This is a genomic window from Nocardia sp. NPDC055321, assembly GCF_053645575.1.
Window position 1 is genome coordinate 24243 of the sequence record NZ_JBSHMS010000029.1, and the last position, 13606, is coordinate 37848.

At 68.8% G+C, this 13606-nt stretch carries 18 protein-coding genes and 1 tRNA gene; 9 read left to right on the forward strand and 10 right to left on the reverse strand.

The window, feature by feature from the left end:
• Nucleotides 1-128 precede the first annotated feature (128 nt).
• A complete protein-coding gene (gene acpS, locus ACWIGI_RS34055) occupies nucleotides 129-551 on the forward strand; it encodes a holo-ACP synthase AcpS (RefSeq protein WP_454207373.1) in 423 nt (140 codons plus the stop codon).
• A 33-nt stretch (nucleotides 552-584) separates the two neighbouring features.
• Here the strand turns inward: acpS and ACWIGI_RS34060 are convergent, their stop codons facing one another.
• Nucleotides 585-1229: a TetR family transcriptional regulator gene (locus ACWIGI_RS34060; protein WP_454207484.1), complete on the reverse strand. Its 645-nt coding sequence runs from the start codon at nucleotides 1227-1229 to the stop codon at nucleotides 585-587.
• Nucleotides 1230-1521: 292 nt separating this feature from the next.
• On the opposite strand from ACWIGI_RS34060, the gene ACWIGI_RS34065 reads away from it, so the two are divergent.
• Entirely contained in the window at nucleotides 1522-2832 is a 1311-nt protein-coding gene (locus tag ACWIGI_RS34065) for a hypothetical protein (RefSeq protein WP_454207375.1), read from the forward strand.
• Between the two features lie 150 nt (nucleotides 2833-2982).
• Here the strand turns inward: ACWIGI_RS34065 and bcp are convergent, their stop codons facing one another.
• A complete protein-coding gene (bcp, locus tag ACWIGI_RS34070; RefSeq protein WP_454207377.1) occupies nucleotides 2983-3456 on the reverse strand; it encodes a thioredoxin-dependent thiol peroxidase in 474 nt (157 codons plus the stop codon).
• Nucleotides 3457-3605: 149 nt separating this feature from the next.
• On the opposite strand from bcp, the gene ACWIGI_RS34075 reads away from it, so the two are divergent.
• Nucleotides 3606-3827, forward strand: coding sequence for a DUF3618 domain-containing protein (locus ACWIGI_RS34075; protein ID WP_354989321.1), 222 nt, complete (start codon nucleotides 3606-3608; stop codon nucleotides 3825-3827).
• 77 nt (nucleotides 3828-3904) lie between these two features.
• Here ACWIGI_RS34075 and ACWIGI_RS34080 read toward each other — a convergent pair whose 3' ends face one another.
• Nucleotides 3905-4204 carry an excalibur calcium-binding domain-containing protein gene (locus tag ACWIGI_RS34080; protein ID WP_454207379.1) on the reverse strand — a complete coding sequence of 100 codons (300 nt, stop codon included), beginning with the start codon at nucleotides 4202-4204 and terminating at the stop codon, nucleotides 3905-3907.
• Nucleotides 4205-4574: 370 nt separating this feature from the next.
• Here ACWIGI_RS34080 and ACWIGI_RS34085 point away from each other — a divergent pair, with 370 nt between their 5' ends.
• Nucleotides 4575-5030 (forward strand): MarR family winged helix-turn-helix transcriptional regulator, encoded by a 456-nt coding sequence (locus tag ACWIGI_RS34085; protein ID WP_454207380.1) that lies wholly within the window; start codon nucleotides 4575-4577, stop codon nucleotides 5028-5030.
• On the opposite strand, the gene ACWIGI_RS34090 is transcribed toward ACWIGI_RS34085, so the two are convergent.
• Nucleotides 5027-6064 carry a crotonase/enoyl-CoA hydratase family protein gene (locus ACWIGI_RS34090; RefSeq protein ID WP_454207382.1) on the reverse strand — a complete coding sequence of 346 codons (1038 nt, stop codon included), beginning with the start codon at nucleotides 6062-6064 and terminating at the stop codon, nucleotides 5027-5029. The genes ACWIGI_RS34085 and ACWIGI_RS34090 overlap by 4 nt on opposite strands.
• 44 nt (nucleotides 6065-6108) lie before the next feature.
• Nucleotides 6109-6426, reverse strand: a complete 318-nt coding sequence (locus ACWIGI_RS34095) for a hypothetical protein (RefSeq protein WP_454207384.1) — start codon at nucleotides 6424-6426, stop codon at nucleotides 6109-6111.
• Between the two features lie 130 nt (nucleotides 6427-6556).
• Between ACWIGI_RS34095 and ACWIGI_RS34100 the strand changes: the two genes are divergently transcribed.
• Complete coding sequence (locus tag ACWIGI_RS34100; protein ID WP_454207386.1) at nucleotides 6557-7417, forward strand: GNAT family N-acetyltransferase; 861 nt, start codon at nucleotides 6557-6559, stop codon at nucleotides 7415-7417.
• 13 nt (nucleotides 7418-7430) lie between these two features.
• On the opposite strand, the gene ACWIGI_RS34105 is transcribed toward ACWIGI_RS34100, so the two are convergent.
• Together ACWIGI_RS34105 and ACWIGI_RS34110 are read right to left on the reverse strand one after the other, a co-directional pair.
• Nucleotides 7431-8087: an APA family fibronectin-binding glycoprotein gene (locus tag ACWIGI_RS34105; RefSeq protein WP_454207388.1), complete on the reverse strand. Its 657-nt coding sequence runs from the start codon at nucleotides 8085-8087 to the stop codon at nucleotides 7431-7433.
• Between the two features lie 284 nt (nucleotides 8088-8371).
• A tRNA-Lys gene (locus ACWIGI_RS34110) sits at nucleotides 8372-8444 on the reverse strand.
• 348 nt (nucleotides 8445-8792) lie between these two features.
• On the opposite strand from ACWIGI_RS34110, the gene ACWIGI_RS34115 reads away from it, so the two are divergent.
• Nucleotides 8793-10016 carry a L,D-transpeptidase gene (locus ACWIGI_RS34115; RefSeq protein ID WP_454207390.1) on the forward strand — a complete coding sequence of 408 codons (1224 nt, stop codon included), beginning with the start codon at nucleotides 8793-8795 and terminating at the stop codon, nucleotides 10014-10016.
• An 89-nt stretch (nucleotides 10017-10105) separates the two neighbouring features.
• On the opposite strand, the gene ACWIGI_RS34120 is transcribed toward ACWIGI_RS34115, so the two are convergent.
• Nucleotides 10106-10477, reverse strand: a complete 372-nt coding sequence (locus ACWIGI_RS34120) for a hypothetical protein (RefSeq protein WP_454207391.1) — start codon at nucleotides 10475-10477, stop codon at nucleotides 10106-10108.
• Nucleotides 10478-10707: 230 nt separating this feature from the next.
• Here ACWIGI_RS34120 and ACWIGI_RS34125 point away from each other — a divergent pair, with 230 nt between their 5' ends.
• Nucleotides 10708-10959: a FitA-like ribbon-helix-helix domain-containing protein gene (locus ACWIGI_RS34125; RefSeq protein ID WP_454207393.1), complete on the forward strand. Its 252-nt coding sequence runs from the start codon at nucleotides 10708-10710 to the stop codon at nucleotides 10957-10959.
• Nucleotides 10959-11375 (forward strand): PIN domain-containing protein, encoded by a 417-nt coding sequence (locus tag ACWIGI_RS34130; protein ID WP_454207395.1) that lies wholly within the window; start codon nucleotides 10959-10961, stop codon nucleotides 11373-11375. Before ACWIGI_RS34125 ends, ACWIGI_RS34130 begins: the two co-directional genes overlap by 1 nt.
• Nucleotides 11376-11387: 12 nt before the next feature.
• Here the strand turns inward: ACWIGI_RS34130 and ACWIGI_RS34135 are convergent, their stop codons facing one another.
• Together ACWIGI_RS34135 and ACWIGI_RS34140 are read right to left on the reverse strand one after the other, a co-directional pair.
• Entirely contained in the window at nucleotides 11388-12053 is a 666-nt protein-coding gene (locus ACWIGI_RS34135) for a cyclase family protein (RefSeq protein ID WP_454207397.1), read from the reverse strand.
• A gap of 65 nt (nucleotides 12054-12118) precedes the next feature.
• The gene (locus ACWIGI_RS34140) at nucleotides 12119-12574 is read right to left on the reverse strand and encodes a MarR family winged helix-turn-helix transcriptional regulator (protein ID WP_454207399.1); all 456 of its coding nucleotides are present in this window, start codon (nucleotides 12572-12574) and stop codon (nucleotides 12119-12121) included.
• An 85-nt stretch (nucleotides 12575-12659) separates the two neighbouring features.
• Here ACWIGI_RS34140 and ACWIGI_RS34145 point away from each other — a divergent pair, with 85 nt between their 5' ends.
• Nucleotides 12660-13532 carry an alpha/beta fold hydrolase gene (locus tag ACWIGI_RS34145; protein ID WP_454207400.1) on the forward strand — a complete coding sequence of 291 codons (873 nt, stop codon included), beginning with the start codon at nucleotides 12660-12662 and terminating at the stop codon, nucleotides 13530-13532.
• Nucleotides 13533-13606: the final 74 nt, after the last annotated feature.

The window sequence follows — 13606 nt, forward strand, 5'->3', positions numbered from 1 at the left end:
GTAGCGGCGGGGCCGAGTGGGACGCGGCACAACTGAACCCACGACCAGCGGAGCCTACGGAACCGTAGGCTCCGCTGGTATGTTGCGCCCATTGGATCGCACAAGAAGGAATCGAGGAGTCCCCACAAGTGACAATCCTTGGTATCGGGCTGGATTTGGTCTGCATCTCCGAATTCGCCGAACAACTGGAACGCACCGGAACCACCATGATCCGGGAGAGTTTCACCGCTGGAGAACGGCGCTACTGCCAAAGCAAGGGCACCGATCCCGCACGCAGCTACGCCGCCCGCTGGGCCGCCAAGGAAGCGGTGATCAAGGCTTGGGCCTCATCGCGTTTCGCGCGCAGCCCGCAGATCGGTGACAACCCGTACCCGCTCATCGAGGTCGTCAACGACGCCTGGGGGCGGCCGAGTATCAAGCTGCACGGGCTCGCGGCGGAATTCCTGCCGCGGGTGCGGGTGCATCTGTCGCTGACCCACGACGGGGACACCGCTGCCGCCATGGTGGTGCTGGAGGATCCGGGCGAGCTAGCGGACCTGCTGCAGAACTGAGAGTCATCGTGCGCCGGCCGGGGCCGCTCGGCTTCAGTTGGCCTCGGGTTCGAGCGAGTTGCGCTGCCCGCCCGGGCGCGATTCCTTCTCCGCGATAAGCAGATACGCGACCATGAGTCGCTTGAGTTCGGCCACGGCGTCCTCGTGCGCCAGGCCGTCCTGCACCGAGAAATTCAGCATCGAATAGACGACGTGCACCAGCACCTGCGCCATCATCGAGCGGCGCCCCCGCGGCGTGCGCGGCATGAGCTGGCGCAGCATCAGCGCGACGGCCTCGGCGAACTCCCGCTCGTGAATCGCGCCGGTGGCGCGCGTGGAGGGCGTGGACTGCATCGCGAGCCAGACCTCACGGCGCGACGGATCCGTCATCCACAGGTCGGCCAGGTGATCGACCAGCGCGTTCATGTGCCGCAGCCAGTCCATGGACGGAATCTCGCCGTGGAAGTCGGCCAGCTCCTGTGAAACAGCCACCAGGTCTTGGCGATTGAGTTCGCAGACGATGACGTATTTGTTGGCGAAGAACTGGTAGAGGGTGCCGATCGGCACCTCCGCGCGGGCGGCGACCTCCTCGCAGGTGAACGATTCGAAGCCGACCTCGACCAGCAATTCGCGCGAGGACTGCAGCAGCGCGTCGAACTTTCGTTTACTTCGTTCCTGCGTCGGGCGGCGACGCGGCATGAGTTCCTGCGGGTCGTCCTGCAACTCCAACGCAGGGTCCGGTCGCCGTGTCGACCTGGTTCCCGTGCGCGCATCCACGTTCACAGCCTAGAGGTAGCGACACTCCGATGACACGCTGCGGTAGTTCGTGTGTCCCCATCTCGCCCCGTTTTTTACCCATCCGGACCCGGGAATGGCGACGAACCTCCATCGCAGCTGCTTCCCGGCTGTCTCGACATAGAGGTAAATGACCAGAACAATAGCGACCTTGGAAGGCTGATCTGTGGTTCCCACCTCAGTAGTTCGTTCCGCGGTGACCATCGGTGTCGCCACCGAGCGCGGTACCGTGCGTGCCGTGGCCCTCGCCGACACCGGCGACAAGTTGCCCGAGCGCGTGGTGCTGGAGCGGGTGGAGAAGATCACCGGCGATACCAAGGCCGATCTGGCCGCCGCCGTCGAGTTGGTCCTCGAGGAACTCGCGGGCAAGTTGAGCCCCGATCGCGACATCGTCGGTGCGGCCGTGGCCTACCACGATGCCGCCGAACGCCGCGCGATCGTCACCAAGCTGGCCGCCGGCCCGTGGCACGAGGCGTCCATGGTGTCGGCCAAGGCCGCGCATCTCGCGGTGGCCCGCGCCATGACCTGGGTGGACGAGTTCGAGGATCTCGCCATCTGCGAGGTCGTGCCCGGCGCGCAGACCTTCTCCCTGATCGACCCCGAGCGCACCCGCGTGCTCGCCTCGGTCACGCTGAACGGCGGCGGCACCACCGAGGAGGCCATGCGCGCCGCGGTCACCGCGGCCTGGGATCAGTTCGACGCGGCCGGGGTCAAACCGGATGCCGTGGTGCTGATCGGTTCCGCCGCAAGCGGTCCCGCGGTCGTCGGCGCCCTGGAGGCCGGCTTCGGCGCGCCCGTCATCCCGTGCGCGGTGGCCACCGCGGCGCCCGCCATCGGCGCCGCGCTGTCGGCGCTGCCCGAGGTCGAGTACGCCGGTGAGGCGGCCGAGCGTATCCGCCGGGCCAGAGGCACCGCCGCCCTGTTCGCGGCGGCGAGCGTGCTCGCGGGCGGTTTGGTCGCGGGTGGCATGTACTCCGCGAGCAGCGGGTCCAAGACGGTGCCCGAGCCCATGCTGGCCGACTCCCGCGTCACCACCGAGGCGCAGCCGGTCGACCTCCACACCACGGCCCCGGTCGAAGCCGCGCCGGTCGAAACCGCCCCGGTGGACACCGGTTCGGCGGGACCTTTCGTGGACGTGCTGCCCGAGGACGCCGCCGTGCCCACCGAGGTGCTGGCGCCGATGCTGGAAGAGCCCGCGCCGGAACCGGATCCGGAGATCGTCGTCATCGACCCGGCCACCCTGAACTGGGGCGGGGCGCTCGATTCGCACGCCGAGGCGCGCCCCTCCAAGCCGCTGGTGAAGTCGCAGCCCGAGCCCCAGACCGGCGGCAATTTCGACTCCATCATCCCCGCGCCGACGCATCCGGTCGGGTCGCCCGCCGAGGGCGGGCTGTTCCCGGGCGAGATCGCGCCGCCCGCTTTAGGCACCCCCGAGTTCGCGAGCTGGTGGGACGGGCACTGGCGCATGATGCTGCAGTGGGCCGCCCAGACCATGCCCCGCGTCTGAGGCGCTGACAGCGCGCGTCCGGCGCGGAATGCCCTGTGCGGGAATCTGATTCTCGGCGCGTGCGGGGGCTGCACCGAGATTCGAGAAGTCCCGGCCCGGTGGGGGTCGGGACTTCTCTGTGTCGTGGGCCGGATCAGCCAGCCCCGGGTATCAGACCGACAGTTCCCGGCGCAGCTTGGCCACGTGGCCGGTGGCGCGCACGTTGTACTGCGCGACCTCGATCTTGCCGTCCGCGTCGATCAGGAACGTGGACCGGATGACCCCGGTGACGGTCTTGCCGTACATGGTCTTCTCGCCGAAGGCGCCGTAGGCCTGCAGCACCTCTTTGTCCGGGTCCGACAGCAGCGGGAAGGTCAACTCCTCGGCGTCGCGGAACTTGGCCAGCTTGGCGGGCTTGTCGGGCGAGATCCCGATGACCTCCAGCCCGGCGCCGTTCAACTCGGCGAGGCTGTCCCGGAAATCGCAGGCCTGCTTGGTGCAGCCGGGCGTGCTGGCGGCCGGGTAGAAGTAGACGATCACCTTGCGGCCGCGGTAGTCGGCCAGGGACACCTCCTTGCCGTCGGCATCGGGAAGTGTGAAGGCGGGCGCGGTGTCGCCGGGACTGAGTCGGTGGTTCTCGGTCATGCCGCCACCGTAGTAGACGGGCGCGACGCGGTGTGAGCGATACACTCCACAGCACCGCTCGTAAGCGGGCGCGCGAGCCGCAGTCCGGCCGCGCGCGGGGCCTCGAGACGACAGTGCCGCTGAACGCGGCTTTCAGACAGGAGTGTGACGTGGCGAGAGATACCGAGGCGATCGAGCGGGAGATCGAGGCCGCGCGAAGCCGGCTCGCGAACACCCTCGACGAACTCGCGGTGCGGGCCGATCCGCAGCGGTTGGCCGACAACACCAAGCACGCGCTGATCGCGAAGGTGAACGAGCCGAAGATCAAGTACAGCCTCATCGGCGCGGGTGCGCTGGTCGTGACGCTGGTGCTGGTCAAGATTTTCCGCTGAACCCGGCGTAGCGATACGGGACCACGAGAAACCCCCGGTGCCATCGGCACCGGGGGTTTCGCGTAGTCCGGGGTGAATCAGACCGTCGGGCAGGCGAATCCGTCGCCGTCCGGGTCCAGGTGCGGGCCGTAACCGGGCTCGCCGCGGAAGAGCGGGGCGCGGCCGGCGTGCCGGGCCTCGTCGCAATTCTTGTACGAGCCACCGGCGGAGCCGGTCTGGGCCAGGTTGGCCGAGCCCGTGGCGCCCGAGCCGGTATCGATGGTGGACGACCCGGTGCCGGAGGATCCCGTGGGCACGTTGGCGAGGGCAACCCCGTGGGCTGCGAAGGTCGTCAGTCCCGCGACGCTGGCGGTGACGAGAAGCCGGCGAACGTTCATGTATTCCTCAATGTCGGCGCAATAGGTTGGTATAGGCCCGGTTCGGCGCGGATTGCCACCGCTGCCGCGGGGTTGCGGCACGGCGGCCGGTACGGGTCCGGCGTCTACTGTTTCTGCGGACCGTTGCATTGTCAACCGGATGAGCTATTCATCCAGGTAAAAGGCTACGGACCGACGCCCCCGCGAAGGTGTTCCGCGGGAAGGGGTCCCGTCCGTTCGCTCCGGAAATCGCTACTGCGGGTAACGATCTCCGGCCGTGCGTCGTGGACGAATTGCCCGTACTTTACGACACGTTCGCCGCCGCGGCCGCGTGCGCGCCGATACACCGGGTTAGTGTCCATGTCAACTAAAGCGGGATATCATGGACCGCATGGTTCGTTGGCTGAGCGACGAAGAACAGGCGACCTGGCAATCCTATATCCGGCTGCGGCAGCGCATGGATGCCGCGATCGCCGCCGGACTGACCCGTGACGGACTGTCCACCTCGGACTACGAGGTGCTGGTCGCGCTGTCCGCGGCGAACGGGCAGTTGCGCGCGAAGGATCTGGGCGCGGAGATCTGCTGGGACAAGAGCAGGCTGTCCAAGCACCTGTCCCGCATGGCCGCACGCGGACTCATCGATCGCTGCCAGGCCGCCGACGACGCGCGCGGGCGCGAGGTGCGCCTGACCGAGGCCGGGCGGCGGGCGCTCGAAGCCGCCGCGCCCAATCACGTGGAACTGGTGCGGCGGCTGTTCATCGACGAGATGGACGCGGGCGAGGCCGCGGCGCTGCGCTCGCTCGCGGACCGGGTGGTCACCGAGGCCGAGCGCACCGATCTCGGCTAGCTCTCGGTGTCCGGCCGATCGAACTGCGCGCGCTTCCAGTCGCCGAACGGCTCGTCGCGCTCGCGCACGGCCTCGCGGAAACCGGCGGTGGCCGAGCGCATCTGGAAGGCGTAACCCTCGCGGGTGTGCCGGGAGATGCCGTCGAACACGGTGCTGATCATGCCGGAGTTCAGCACGCCCTGGCCGAGCAGCGCGCTGTTGAGCGCCAGTTTGGCCATGACGAGCTGATTGATCGGCACCTGCGAAATACGGTGCAGCAGATCCTCGGTGCGCTCGTCGAGTTCGGCCGCGGCGGGCGCCTCGATGGCCAGGCCCCATTCGGCCGCCTGGGCGCCGCTGAGGCTGTCGCCGGTGAACAGCAGGCGTTTGGCCCGCTGATCGCCGACGCGGTGGGCCCACATGCCCGCCGCGGGAATGCCCCAGGTCCGGGTGGGCGGATAGCCGAAGCGGGCGTCGGCGGCGCAGATGATCTGATCGGCGTACAGCGCGATGTCGGTGCCGCCGGCGATGGCGAACCCGTGCACCTTGGCCACGGTCGGCTTGTTCGCGTGCAGCAGGCTGGCGAAACCGCGGTTGAAGCGCGACATCATGGCGTAGTCGACCATGGGATCCCAGGTGCCCCACGGATTGTGGTTGCGGGCCTGCACCACCGGATCGAGCACGGTGCCCTCGGTGGGCTGCGCGCCCGGCGCGGGTTCCATGCCGTTCTCGGCGAAGATCGACAGGTCGTAGCCGCCGCAGAAGCCCTTGCCGCGCCCGCTCACCACGATGACGTGCACGCGGGGATCGAGATCGGCGCGCTCCACCGCGGTGGCCAGCTCGATCGGGGTGTCCGCGGTGATGGCGTTGCCGCGTTCGGGCCGGTTGAAGGTGATGCGGGCGATGCGGCCGGTCACCTCGTAAGTCAGTGTGCGTCCGGTGAATTCGCCGTCGGGGGCGGGGCGGTCGGCGAAGAGCGAATCGTCGCCGCCGGTCAGCTCATCGCGCCAGGCGGCGGGCCGGGTTCCTGCGTGGTTCTCGAAGTCGGGTGACACTCAAGCAGTGAACCCCCGTTCATTTCTTGCTGTCAAGGGTCGGGTCAGCTGAGCCAGGGCGTGACCGGGGGTTTCACCCAGAGAATCTTCTCGTCGGCCCGCTCCCGCCGCGCGGCCGGATGGCCCGGATTGCGCGCGGCCCACGAGTCCTTCTCCGCCAGCAGCCGCGCCACGACCTGCCAGGTCTCGTCGGTGCTCGGCGGATTCGCCTCGGCGGCGCGGGCCAGCTTGCGTCGCTCGGCCATGGGCATGGCGAGCAGTTCGGCCCCGGAGATGTCGCGCTGCCAGGTGTAGGCGGCCAGTCGCCGCGCCTTGTCCATGCGGCTGCTGGAGGCGGAATCGGAATGGGCGAAGTCGTTCATGGGCTGCTCACAGGGTTGGGGAACGTCGCTCAGCCTAGTCCAGGGCGGTGACATCGATCCCCGGCGACCGCGCCGCCCCGATCCGCGGCAACCGGACCCCGCGGGGGTGGCGGGCCACTACCGTGGTGGGATGCCGGATGCCAGGGGAGCCGCTGACGTGTTCACCATCGAGACGGCCACCGCCGCGGACTGGTCCCTCGTCCGCGAGTGGGCCGCGGCCGAGGGCTGGAATCCGGGGGAGCGCGACATCGCCGCCTTCTTCGCCCAGGATCCCGAGGGCTTTCTGCTCGGCCGCCTGAACGGGCAACCGGTCTCGGCGATCTCGGTGGTCAACTACGGGACCGAGTACGCGTTCCTGGGGTTCTATCTCGTGCGGCCCGACCGGCGGGGCACCGGACTGGGCCTGGCGACCTGGAAGGCCGGGATCGCGCACGCCGGCTCCCGGACCATCGGCCTGGACGGAGTCCCCGATCGGCAGGACGACTATCGGCGCAGCGGCTTCGAACTTGCCTATCGCAGTGCGCGATTCGTCGGCGTTCCCGCCGTGCCCGCCCCCGGCGCCGCCGTGCGCGCGGCCACCGCCGCCGACGCGCCCGCCCTGCATCGCTACGACTCCGGCTGCCTGCCCGCCGATCGGCCCCGGTTCCTGGACGCCTGGCTCGCCGAGCCCGGGCACCACACCGTGGTGCGCGAGGTCGACGGCGTCGTGTCCGGCTTCGGAACCGTCCGTCCCGCACGGGATTCGCTGCGGGTGGGCCCGCTGTTCGCCGACAGCGCGGCCGATGCCGGGGAACTGGTCGCGGCGCTGGCCGCGCACGCCGGCGGCCGGGCGCTGGCGATCGACGTGCCGCTGACCAACGCGCCCGCGGTCGAACTGTTCGAGAAGGCCGGGCTGACACCGACCTTCGACACCGCGCGCATGTACACCGGGCCGCTGCGGGCGCACCGGCAGGATCGGGTCTTCGGGGTGACGAGCCTCGAACTCGGCTGAGGGCTCGCCGAAGTCAGAGCGGCCGAATGGATTCGGCCAGCCGGGCGGCCGCGTCGAGGTCGATGGGGGCGTCGGTGTCGCTGAGCCAGGTGATCCACCAGCGCTGCTCGCCCGAGCGCACGACCGCGGCGTAGACCTCGGCGGTCGTGGCGCCGGTGTCGTCGAAATCGACACGGTAGAAGCAGGATTTGCCGGTGGTGTCCCGGCCCGTGAGGTCGTGACTCGTCTCGTCGATCCGCTGTCCGGAGTCGGGGAAGAAGAACTCGCCCATCCCGCCGCCGAGCTCGCAGGCGGCCCGCGCGTCGTCGGATTCGGCGGCGGCGAACAGGGATTGGTCCAGGCGGCCCAGCAGGATCATGCCGTCGGCGCCGTCGATCCGGGTCAGCGCGGCCTGGCCGAAGACCAGGCCGCCGCCGTCCTGCTGGGGCATCTCCTCCCACCCGGTGGGGGCGGCGAAGCTCATGCCCGCCGCGGAGCTGGTGATCCGGTCGCCCGCGTCGGTGTCCCTGGTGTCGCGCCACTGCCCGAGCGCCAGCACGCCCAGGGCGGCCAGCGCGGCGATCAGCGCGATCACGCACCCGAGCACGATCAGGCGCGCGGTGCGCGGCGCGATCGCGGAGTCCGCCTCGGGCACGGCGGTTTCCGGTGACCACTGCGGGTTGGGGTCCACTCGGCGACGCTAACAATCACGCCGAACCGGACAGGGCGGCTCGCCGCGCCGGGAGATCACGATCGGGCCACCCGCACTGCGGGAAAAGGCCCCCGGCAGCTACCGGGGTGTCCGGCAGCGGTCGAGTGAGTGATTTGGGGGAATGGTGAATGTGGTTCTGCTCACGTTCGGTGTGGGGAGCGGGACCGTGGGTATTCGGGCGACCCGCCGAAGGGATCGGGGCCGGCATCGATTCGGCAACAAAAGAAGAAGGCCCCCGGCGAATCGCCGGGGGCCTTCTGAAGTGCGCCATCAGGGACTTGAACCCCGAACCCGCTGATTAAGAGTCAGCTGCTCTGCCAATTGAGCTAATGGCGCATGCTCCGTGCTTCGCGGCCTCTCCCTCTCGGTGTCGGCCTCTCTGCGGTGCGGTAGAAACATTAACAGGCTCTGCCGCGAAATATGAAATCGCCTGGTTGTCGGTGGTTTTTGCGTGGTTCGAAGATCTCCTCGAACGGTGTTAACGAAGTGCGGCCCGCGGGTGATGAACCGGATGAACCCCGAGGGGTCCGGACGCGTTGTCGTTTGTCAGGTCGGTGGTGCCTGGCAGAATGACTGCAGGCGTGATCTCGACCTGATCCCCGCGGGCGTGGTGGGTCGAACACGTGTGGTCGGGGCCGAATCCTCGGTGTCCAGCTGCGCACCGAGACGTGAATTGGGGTTGCAATGAGTATTGGTCAGGGTCGGCTCCGGTCGAGCCGGCGCCGTTCGACGTGGCTGGGGTCGACGGCGGTGCTGTCCGTCCTCGCCCTCGCCCTGGTGGGCTGTTCGTCGAGCACACCCGATTCCTCTTCGGTCGCAATCGATTCCAACCCCATCAGCGAGCTCGTCAAGCCGAAGCTGATCGCACCGGTCAAGGACGGCCAGAAGGGCTTCTCGCCCGCCGATCCGCTGGTGCTGAAGGTCGAGGACGGCAAGCTCAGCTCGGTTACGCTGACCAACCCCGAGGGCCGCGCGGTCGCGGGGGAGATGGCCGCGGACGGCCGCTCCTGGAAGCTGACCGAACAGCTCGGCTTCGCGCGCACCTACACCCTCAAGGTCGAAGCCATCGGCCTGGGCGGCGCGAGCAGCACCTCGCTGAGCTTCGCCACCATCTCCCCGAACAACCGCACCCACCCCTACCTGCTGCCCGGTGAGAACGAGGTCGTGGGCATCGGTCAGCCGGTGGCCATCCAGTTCGACGAGAACATCCCGGACCGCAAGGCCGCGCAGAACGCCATCAAGATCACGACAACCCCCGCGGTCGAGGGCGCGTTCTACTGGGTGAACAACCGCGAAGTCCGTTGGCGGCCCGAGCATTTCTGGGCGCCGGGCACCAAGGTCGACGTGGCCGTGCAGGTCTACGGCCGCGATCTGGGCAACGGTCTGGTCGGCGACACCGACATCACGTCGAGCTTCACCATCGGCGACGCGACGATCTTCACCGCCGACGACGACACCAAGCAGGTGACGGTCGAGAAGAACGGTCAGGTCGTGCGCACCATGCCGACCTCGATGGGCAAGAACAGCACGCCCACCGACAACGGGATCTACATCGTCGCCGACCGGCACGACAAGATCATCATGGATTCTTCCACCTACGGCGTCGCGGTGAACTCGCCCGACGGCTACAAGACGCCGGTGGACTGGGCGACCCGAATCTCGTACTCGGGCATCTTCTTCCACTCCGCGCCGTGGTCGGTCGGGGCGCAGGGTTCGTCGAACACCAGCCACGGCTGCCTGAATCTGAGCCCGGAGAACGCGCGCTGGGTGTACGACAACGCCAAGCGCGGTGACATCACCATCGTCAAGAACACCGTGGGCGGGACGCTCTCGGGCGTCGACGGCCTCGGTGACTGGAACATCCCGTGGGAGCAGTGGAAGGCCGGCAACGCCGACGACAACCGCTGAGTCAGGACAGCGAAAGGGGCGCCGACCGTGTAGTCGGCGCCCCTTTCGCATGCTCGAAGTGCGCGCTGGAACCCGTCGGGGGTTCGGCGTCAGAAGCCGTCGCCGGGCTTCTTCTCCAGGTTGCCGCAGCCGAAGCTGGTCTCGCCCAGGATCGTCCAGGCGCTACCGGTGACCGCGCAGAGCGAGTCGAATTCGCCGAAGAGCAGCTTGTCGAGGTTGGGCAGGCCGAACGAGCCGGTGCCGGTGGAACCGGTGGTGGCCAGGCCGCCCGAGGTGCCGGTGTTGATGTCGTCGGATGATCCGCCGGAACCGGGAGCGATCGTCTGCATCGGGTCGTCGTTCTTCTTCTTTTCGGCGACCGAGTTCGGAACTTCGGACAGGACGATGTCCGCGCTGGCTGCGGGAGCGGCGACCATGATGGCCGCGGTGGCTAGCAAGGTGGTGACGGCGGAACGGTTCACGTGGATCTCTCTGGTCGAGCATTGGAAAACGGGGGCCCCGACGCCGCCCGGGTGTCGCCCAGCAGTTTACGAAGATCGAGTGTTGCGCGCCACAAATTCCGATACAGTGCCACATCCGTCACAGCGAAGCGTTATGTCCGAGCCCTCGGCATCCTCGATCGGCGTCGAATGCGTGATATCACTCTGTGGCAACGCTATCATTGATAGCAACCCCGAGGAGCTGATATCAGATGAAGAGCGTTGTGGTGCGGAACCTATCCGAGGAAGTTCATCGCGCGATAAAGCAGCGTGCGGCCGCTCACGGGCGCAGTGCCGAAGCCGAGCTGCGGCAGATCATCACCGATGCCGTGCAGCCGCCCGGCCGGATCAAGCTCGGATCGCTCCTGGCCGGCATCGGGCGTGACGTCGGGCTGACCGATGACGAGCACGCCGTTTTCGACAACCGGGATCGCACGCCGGCCGAGCCTCTGGAGTTCGACTAGTGATCATTCTCGACACCAATGTCATCAGTGAACCGCTGCGCAAGGCTCCAGATGCGGGAGTGATCGCCTGGATCGACGCTCAGAACCTCGAGACCCTGTACCTGACCGCCGTGACCGTCGGTGAATTGCGTTACGGCGCTGCGCTACTGCCCGACGGTCGCCGCCGCGACATTCTGCTCGAACAGCTCGAGCATCACCTGCTGCCGCTGTTCGCAGGGCGCGTGCTGCCCTACGACCTGGACGCGGCCGAAAGCTATGGACGCTTGATGGCTGCCGCGCGAGCCGCGGGATCTGCCGTCGCGACAGCCGACGGCATGATCGCCGCCATCGCGGACGTGTCGAAATTCAGTGTGGCCACACGGGATGTCACCCCGTTCGTGGCGGCGGGGATACCCGTGATCGACCCGTGGCGCTAGCACGGTGAAGCGTTATGCCCGAGCCCTCGCCGCGGGCAGGATCCGGGCCACCGCGCGCACCGGGGCGCCGTCCGCGCCGGGGATATGCAGCGGAAACAGGGACGCTTCGACCGTGTCCCCGGCCTCCTGGGCGGCCAGTACCGCCGCCAGTCCGGTGAGGTTCTCGGCGATCACCGCGTGTGCCCGGCACAGCACCAGGTGCGCCGGAATGTCGTGCGCGGGGGTCGGGTCCACGCTGAGCGCGTCGATGCCGACGGTCCGAACTCCGGCGTCGACGAGGTAGCGGGCCGCCCGCACGCTCAGGAACGGGTGGCCGAGGTAGTCGTCCGTCCCCCAGAAATCCGACCAACCTGTGCAGATCAACACGATCTGTCCGGGTGCGACCCGCCCCTCGAACGCCGCGGCCCCGATGGCCGTGCGCGGCGCGAGTCCCCGCGCGTCGATGACCACCGCCGGCCCCGTGAATCGTTCCAGTGGCACCGCGTCCAGGGCGGGCAGCGCGTCGTCGATATGCCGGGGTGCGTCGACGTGGGTTCCGCTCTGTGACCCCATGTGCACCCGCAGCACGTTGACCCCGGCCCCCGTCACCGTCAACGCCGGCTCGATCGCCACCTCCGGGTCGCCGGGATAGACGGGCATGCCGCTGCGCAGTGGAACCGACAGATCGATGAGTCGCACCCCGTCAGCCTCGCGAATCGGCCCGGTCCGCCGCAACCGGCGCGCCGCGCGAGTGCGGGCCGGAGCTATCCGGTGGTCCGATTCCGGGCGACGGCCTGTTCGATCTCGGTCAGGGCGGTCAGCTGGGCCGGGGTCAGCAGATCGGTGAAGTGGCGGGCGATCGATGCCCGGTGTGCGGGTGTGGAGTCTTGCAGCGCCGTGCGGCCGGCCTCGGTCAGCAGGACGTCGTCGCCGCGCCCGTCGCGTTCGCAGGCTTCCCGGGCGATGAGACCGCGCTTCTCCATGCGGCCGAGTTGGCGGGACAGGCGACTGTGCGGCCAGTGCAGGTGGGCGGCCAGGCCGCGGACCCGGACGCAGGATTCCGGGGTCCAGAGGTCGTCGATTCCGGTGAGTACCTCGTAGTCGGGCATGGACAGGCCGGTGTCCTGCTCCAGTTCGCGGGCGATCTCGGCGTCGGCGAACAGGTGCAGGCGGCGATAGGCGTGCCAGGCGTCGAGGTCGCGGGCGGTGGGGCGGGACATGGGGTCAGTTTAGCCGATTCTGTTTACATGTAACGAAGTTGCCGCTAGGGTTTGCGTTACATGTAACGGAGATGGAGGCAGGGTCATGAGTGGTATCGAGCGGAACGTCGAGAACGCGGGAATCGTGTTGCACACCCAGGCTTTCGGCGACGCCGGCAATCCGGCGATCGTGCTGCTGCACGGCGCGGGGGATTCCATGCTGGCGTGGGACGAGGAGTTCATCGAGCGGCTGGTGGCCGGCGGACGCTACGTAATCCGCTATGACGCACGGGATTCCGGTAAGTCGTCCAGCTCGGAGGTCGGCGCGCCGCCGCACGGCCTGCGCGACGTGGTGGGTGACGCGCTCGCGGTCCTGGATGCCTACGGTCTGTCCGCCGCCACGCTCTACGGCATGTCGGGCGGATCGGCCGTGGTGCAGCTGCTCGCCATCGAGCACCCCGAACGCGTTGCCGCCGTGGTGCTCTCGTCGTCGACCCCGGGTGGCCCGGGCCACGGGGCCGACGATCTCCCGCCCATGACCCCCGAGCTCGAGGCTTTCTTCGGCGGCGCGGCGCCCGAACCGGACTGGTCCGACCCGGCCGCGGTGGCGGAGTACCTGGTCGCCGCCGAACGCCCGTTCGCCGCCACGTCCCGCCCCTTCGACGAGCCCGCCCGCCGCGCCCAGGCGACCCGGGTCGTGGCCCACGCCTCGAACATCGCCGCCCAACTGACCAACCCGTTCCTCCTGGACCCCGGCCCCTCCTGGCGCGACCGCCTCGCCGAGGTCGCCGCCCCCACCCTGGTCCTGCACGGCGACGAGGACCCCCTGTTCCCCCTCGCCCACGGCAAGGCCCTGGCCGCCGCGATCCCCGGCGCCCGCCTGCACGTTCTGGCCCACACCGGCCACGAGATGCCGCCGCGCGCGGAATGGGACGCGATCGTCGCGGCCGTCCTGTCCTTGACTGAACCGCCCGCCTGATCGCAAGCACATCCGACTCGGCTCGCCCGCAACGGTATCGATGGCCGGAGCGGGAGCCGACGGCCGTACGCGGT

Excerpts from the sequence above, each read along its gene's own strand:
- ACWIGI_RS34125 (WP_454207393.1), top strand. The coding sequence starts at position 10,708 with ATGAAGAGCGTTGTGGTGCGGAACCTATCCGAGGAAGTTCATCGCGCG.
- ACWIGI_RS34060 (WP_454207484.1), bottom strand. The coding sequence starts at position 1,229 with ATGCCGCGTCGCCGCCCGACGCAGGAACGAAGTAAACGAAAGTTCGAC.
- ACWIGI_RS34100 (WP_454207386.1), top strand. The coding sequence starts at position 6,557 with ATGCCGGATGCCAGGGGAGCCGCTGACGTGTTCACCATCGAGACGGCC.
- ACWIGI_RS34085 (WP_454207380.1), top strand. The coding sequence starts at position 4,575 with ATGGTTCGTTGGCTGAGCGACGAAGAACAGGCGACCTGGCAATCCTAT.
- ACWIGI_RS34115 (WP_454207390.1), top strand. The coding sequence starts at position 8,793 with ATGAGTATTGGTCAGGGTCGGCTCCGGTCGAGCCGGCGCCGTTCGACG.
- ACWIGI_RS34145 (WP_454207400.1), top strand. The coding sequence starts at position 12,660 with ATGAGTGGTATCGAGCGGAACGTCGAGAACGCGGGAATCGTGTTGCAC.
- ACWIGI_RS34140 (WP_454207399.1), bottom strand. The coding sequence starts at position 12,574 with ATGTCCCGCCCCACCGCCCGCGACCTCGACGCCTGGCACGCCTATCGC.
- ACWIGI_RS34095 (WP_454207384.1), bottom strand. The coding sequence starts at position 6,426 with ATGAACGACTTCGCCCATTCCGATTCCGCCTCCAGCAGCCGCATGGAC.
- bcp (WP_454207377.1), bottom strand. The coding sequence starts at position 3,456 with ATGACCGAGAACCACCGACTCAGTCCCGGCGACACCGCGCCCGCCTTC.
- ACWIGI_RS34080 (WP_454207379.1), bottom strand. The coding sequence starts at position 4,204 with ATGAACGTTCGCCGGCTTCTCGTCACCGCCAGCGTCGCGGGACTGACG.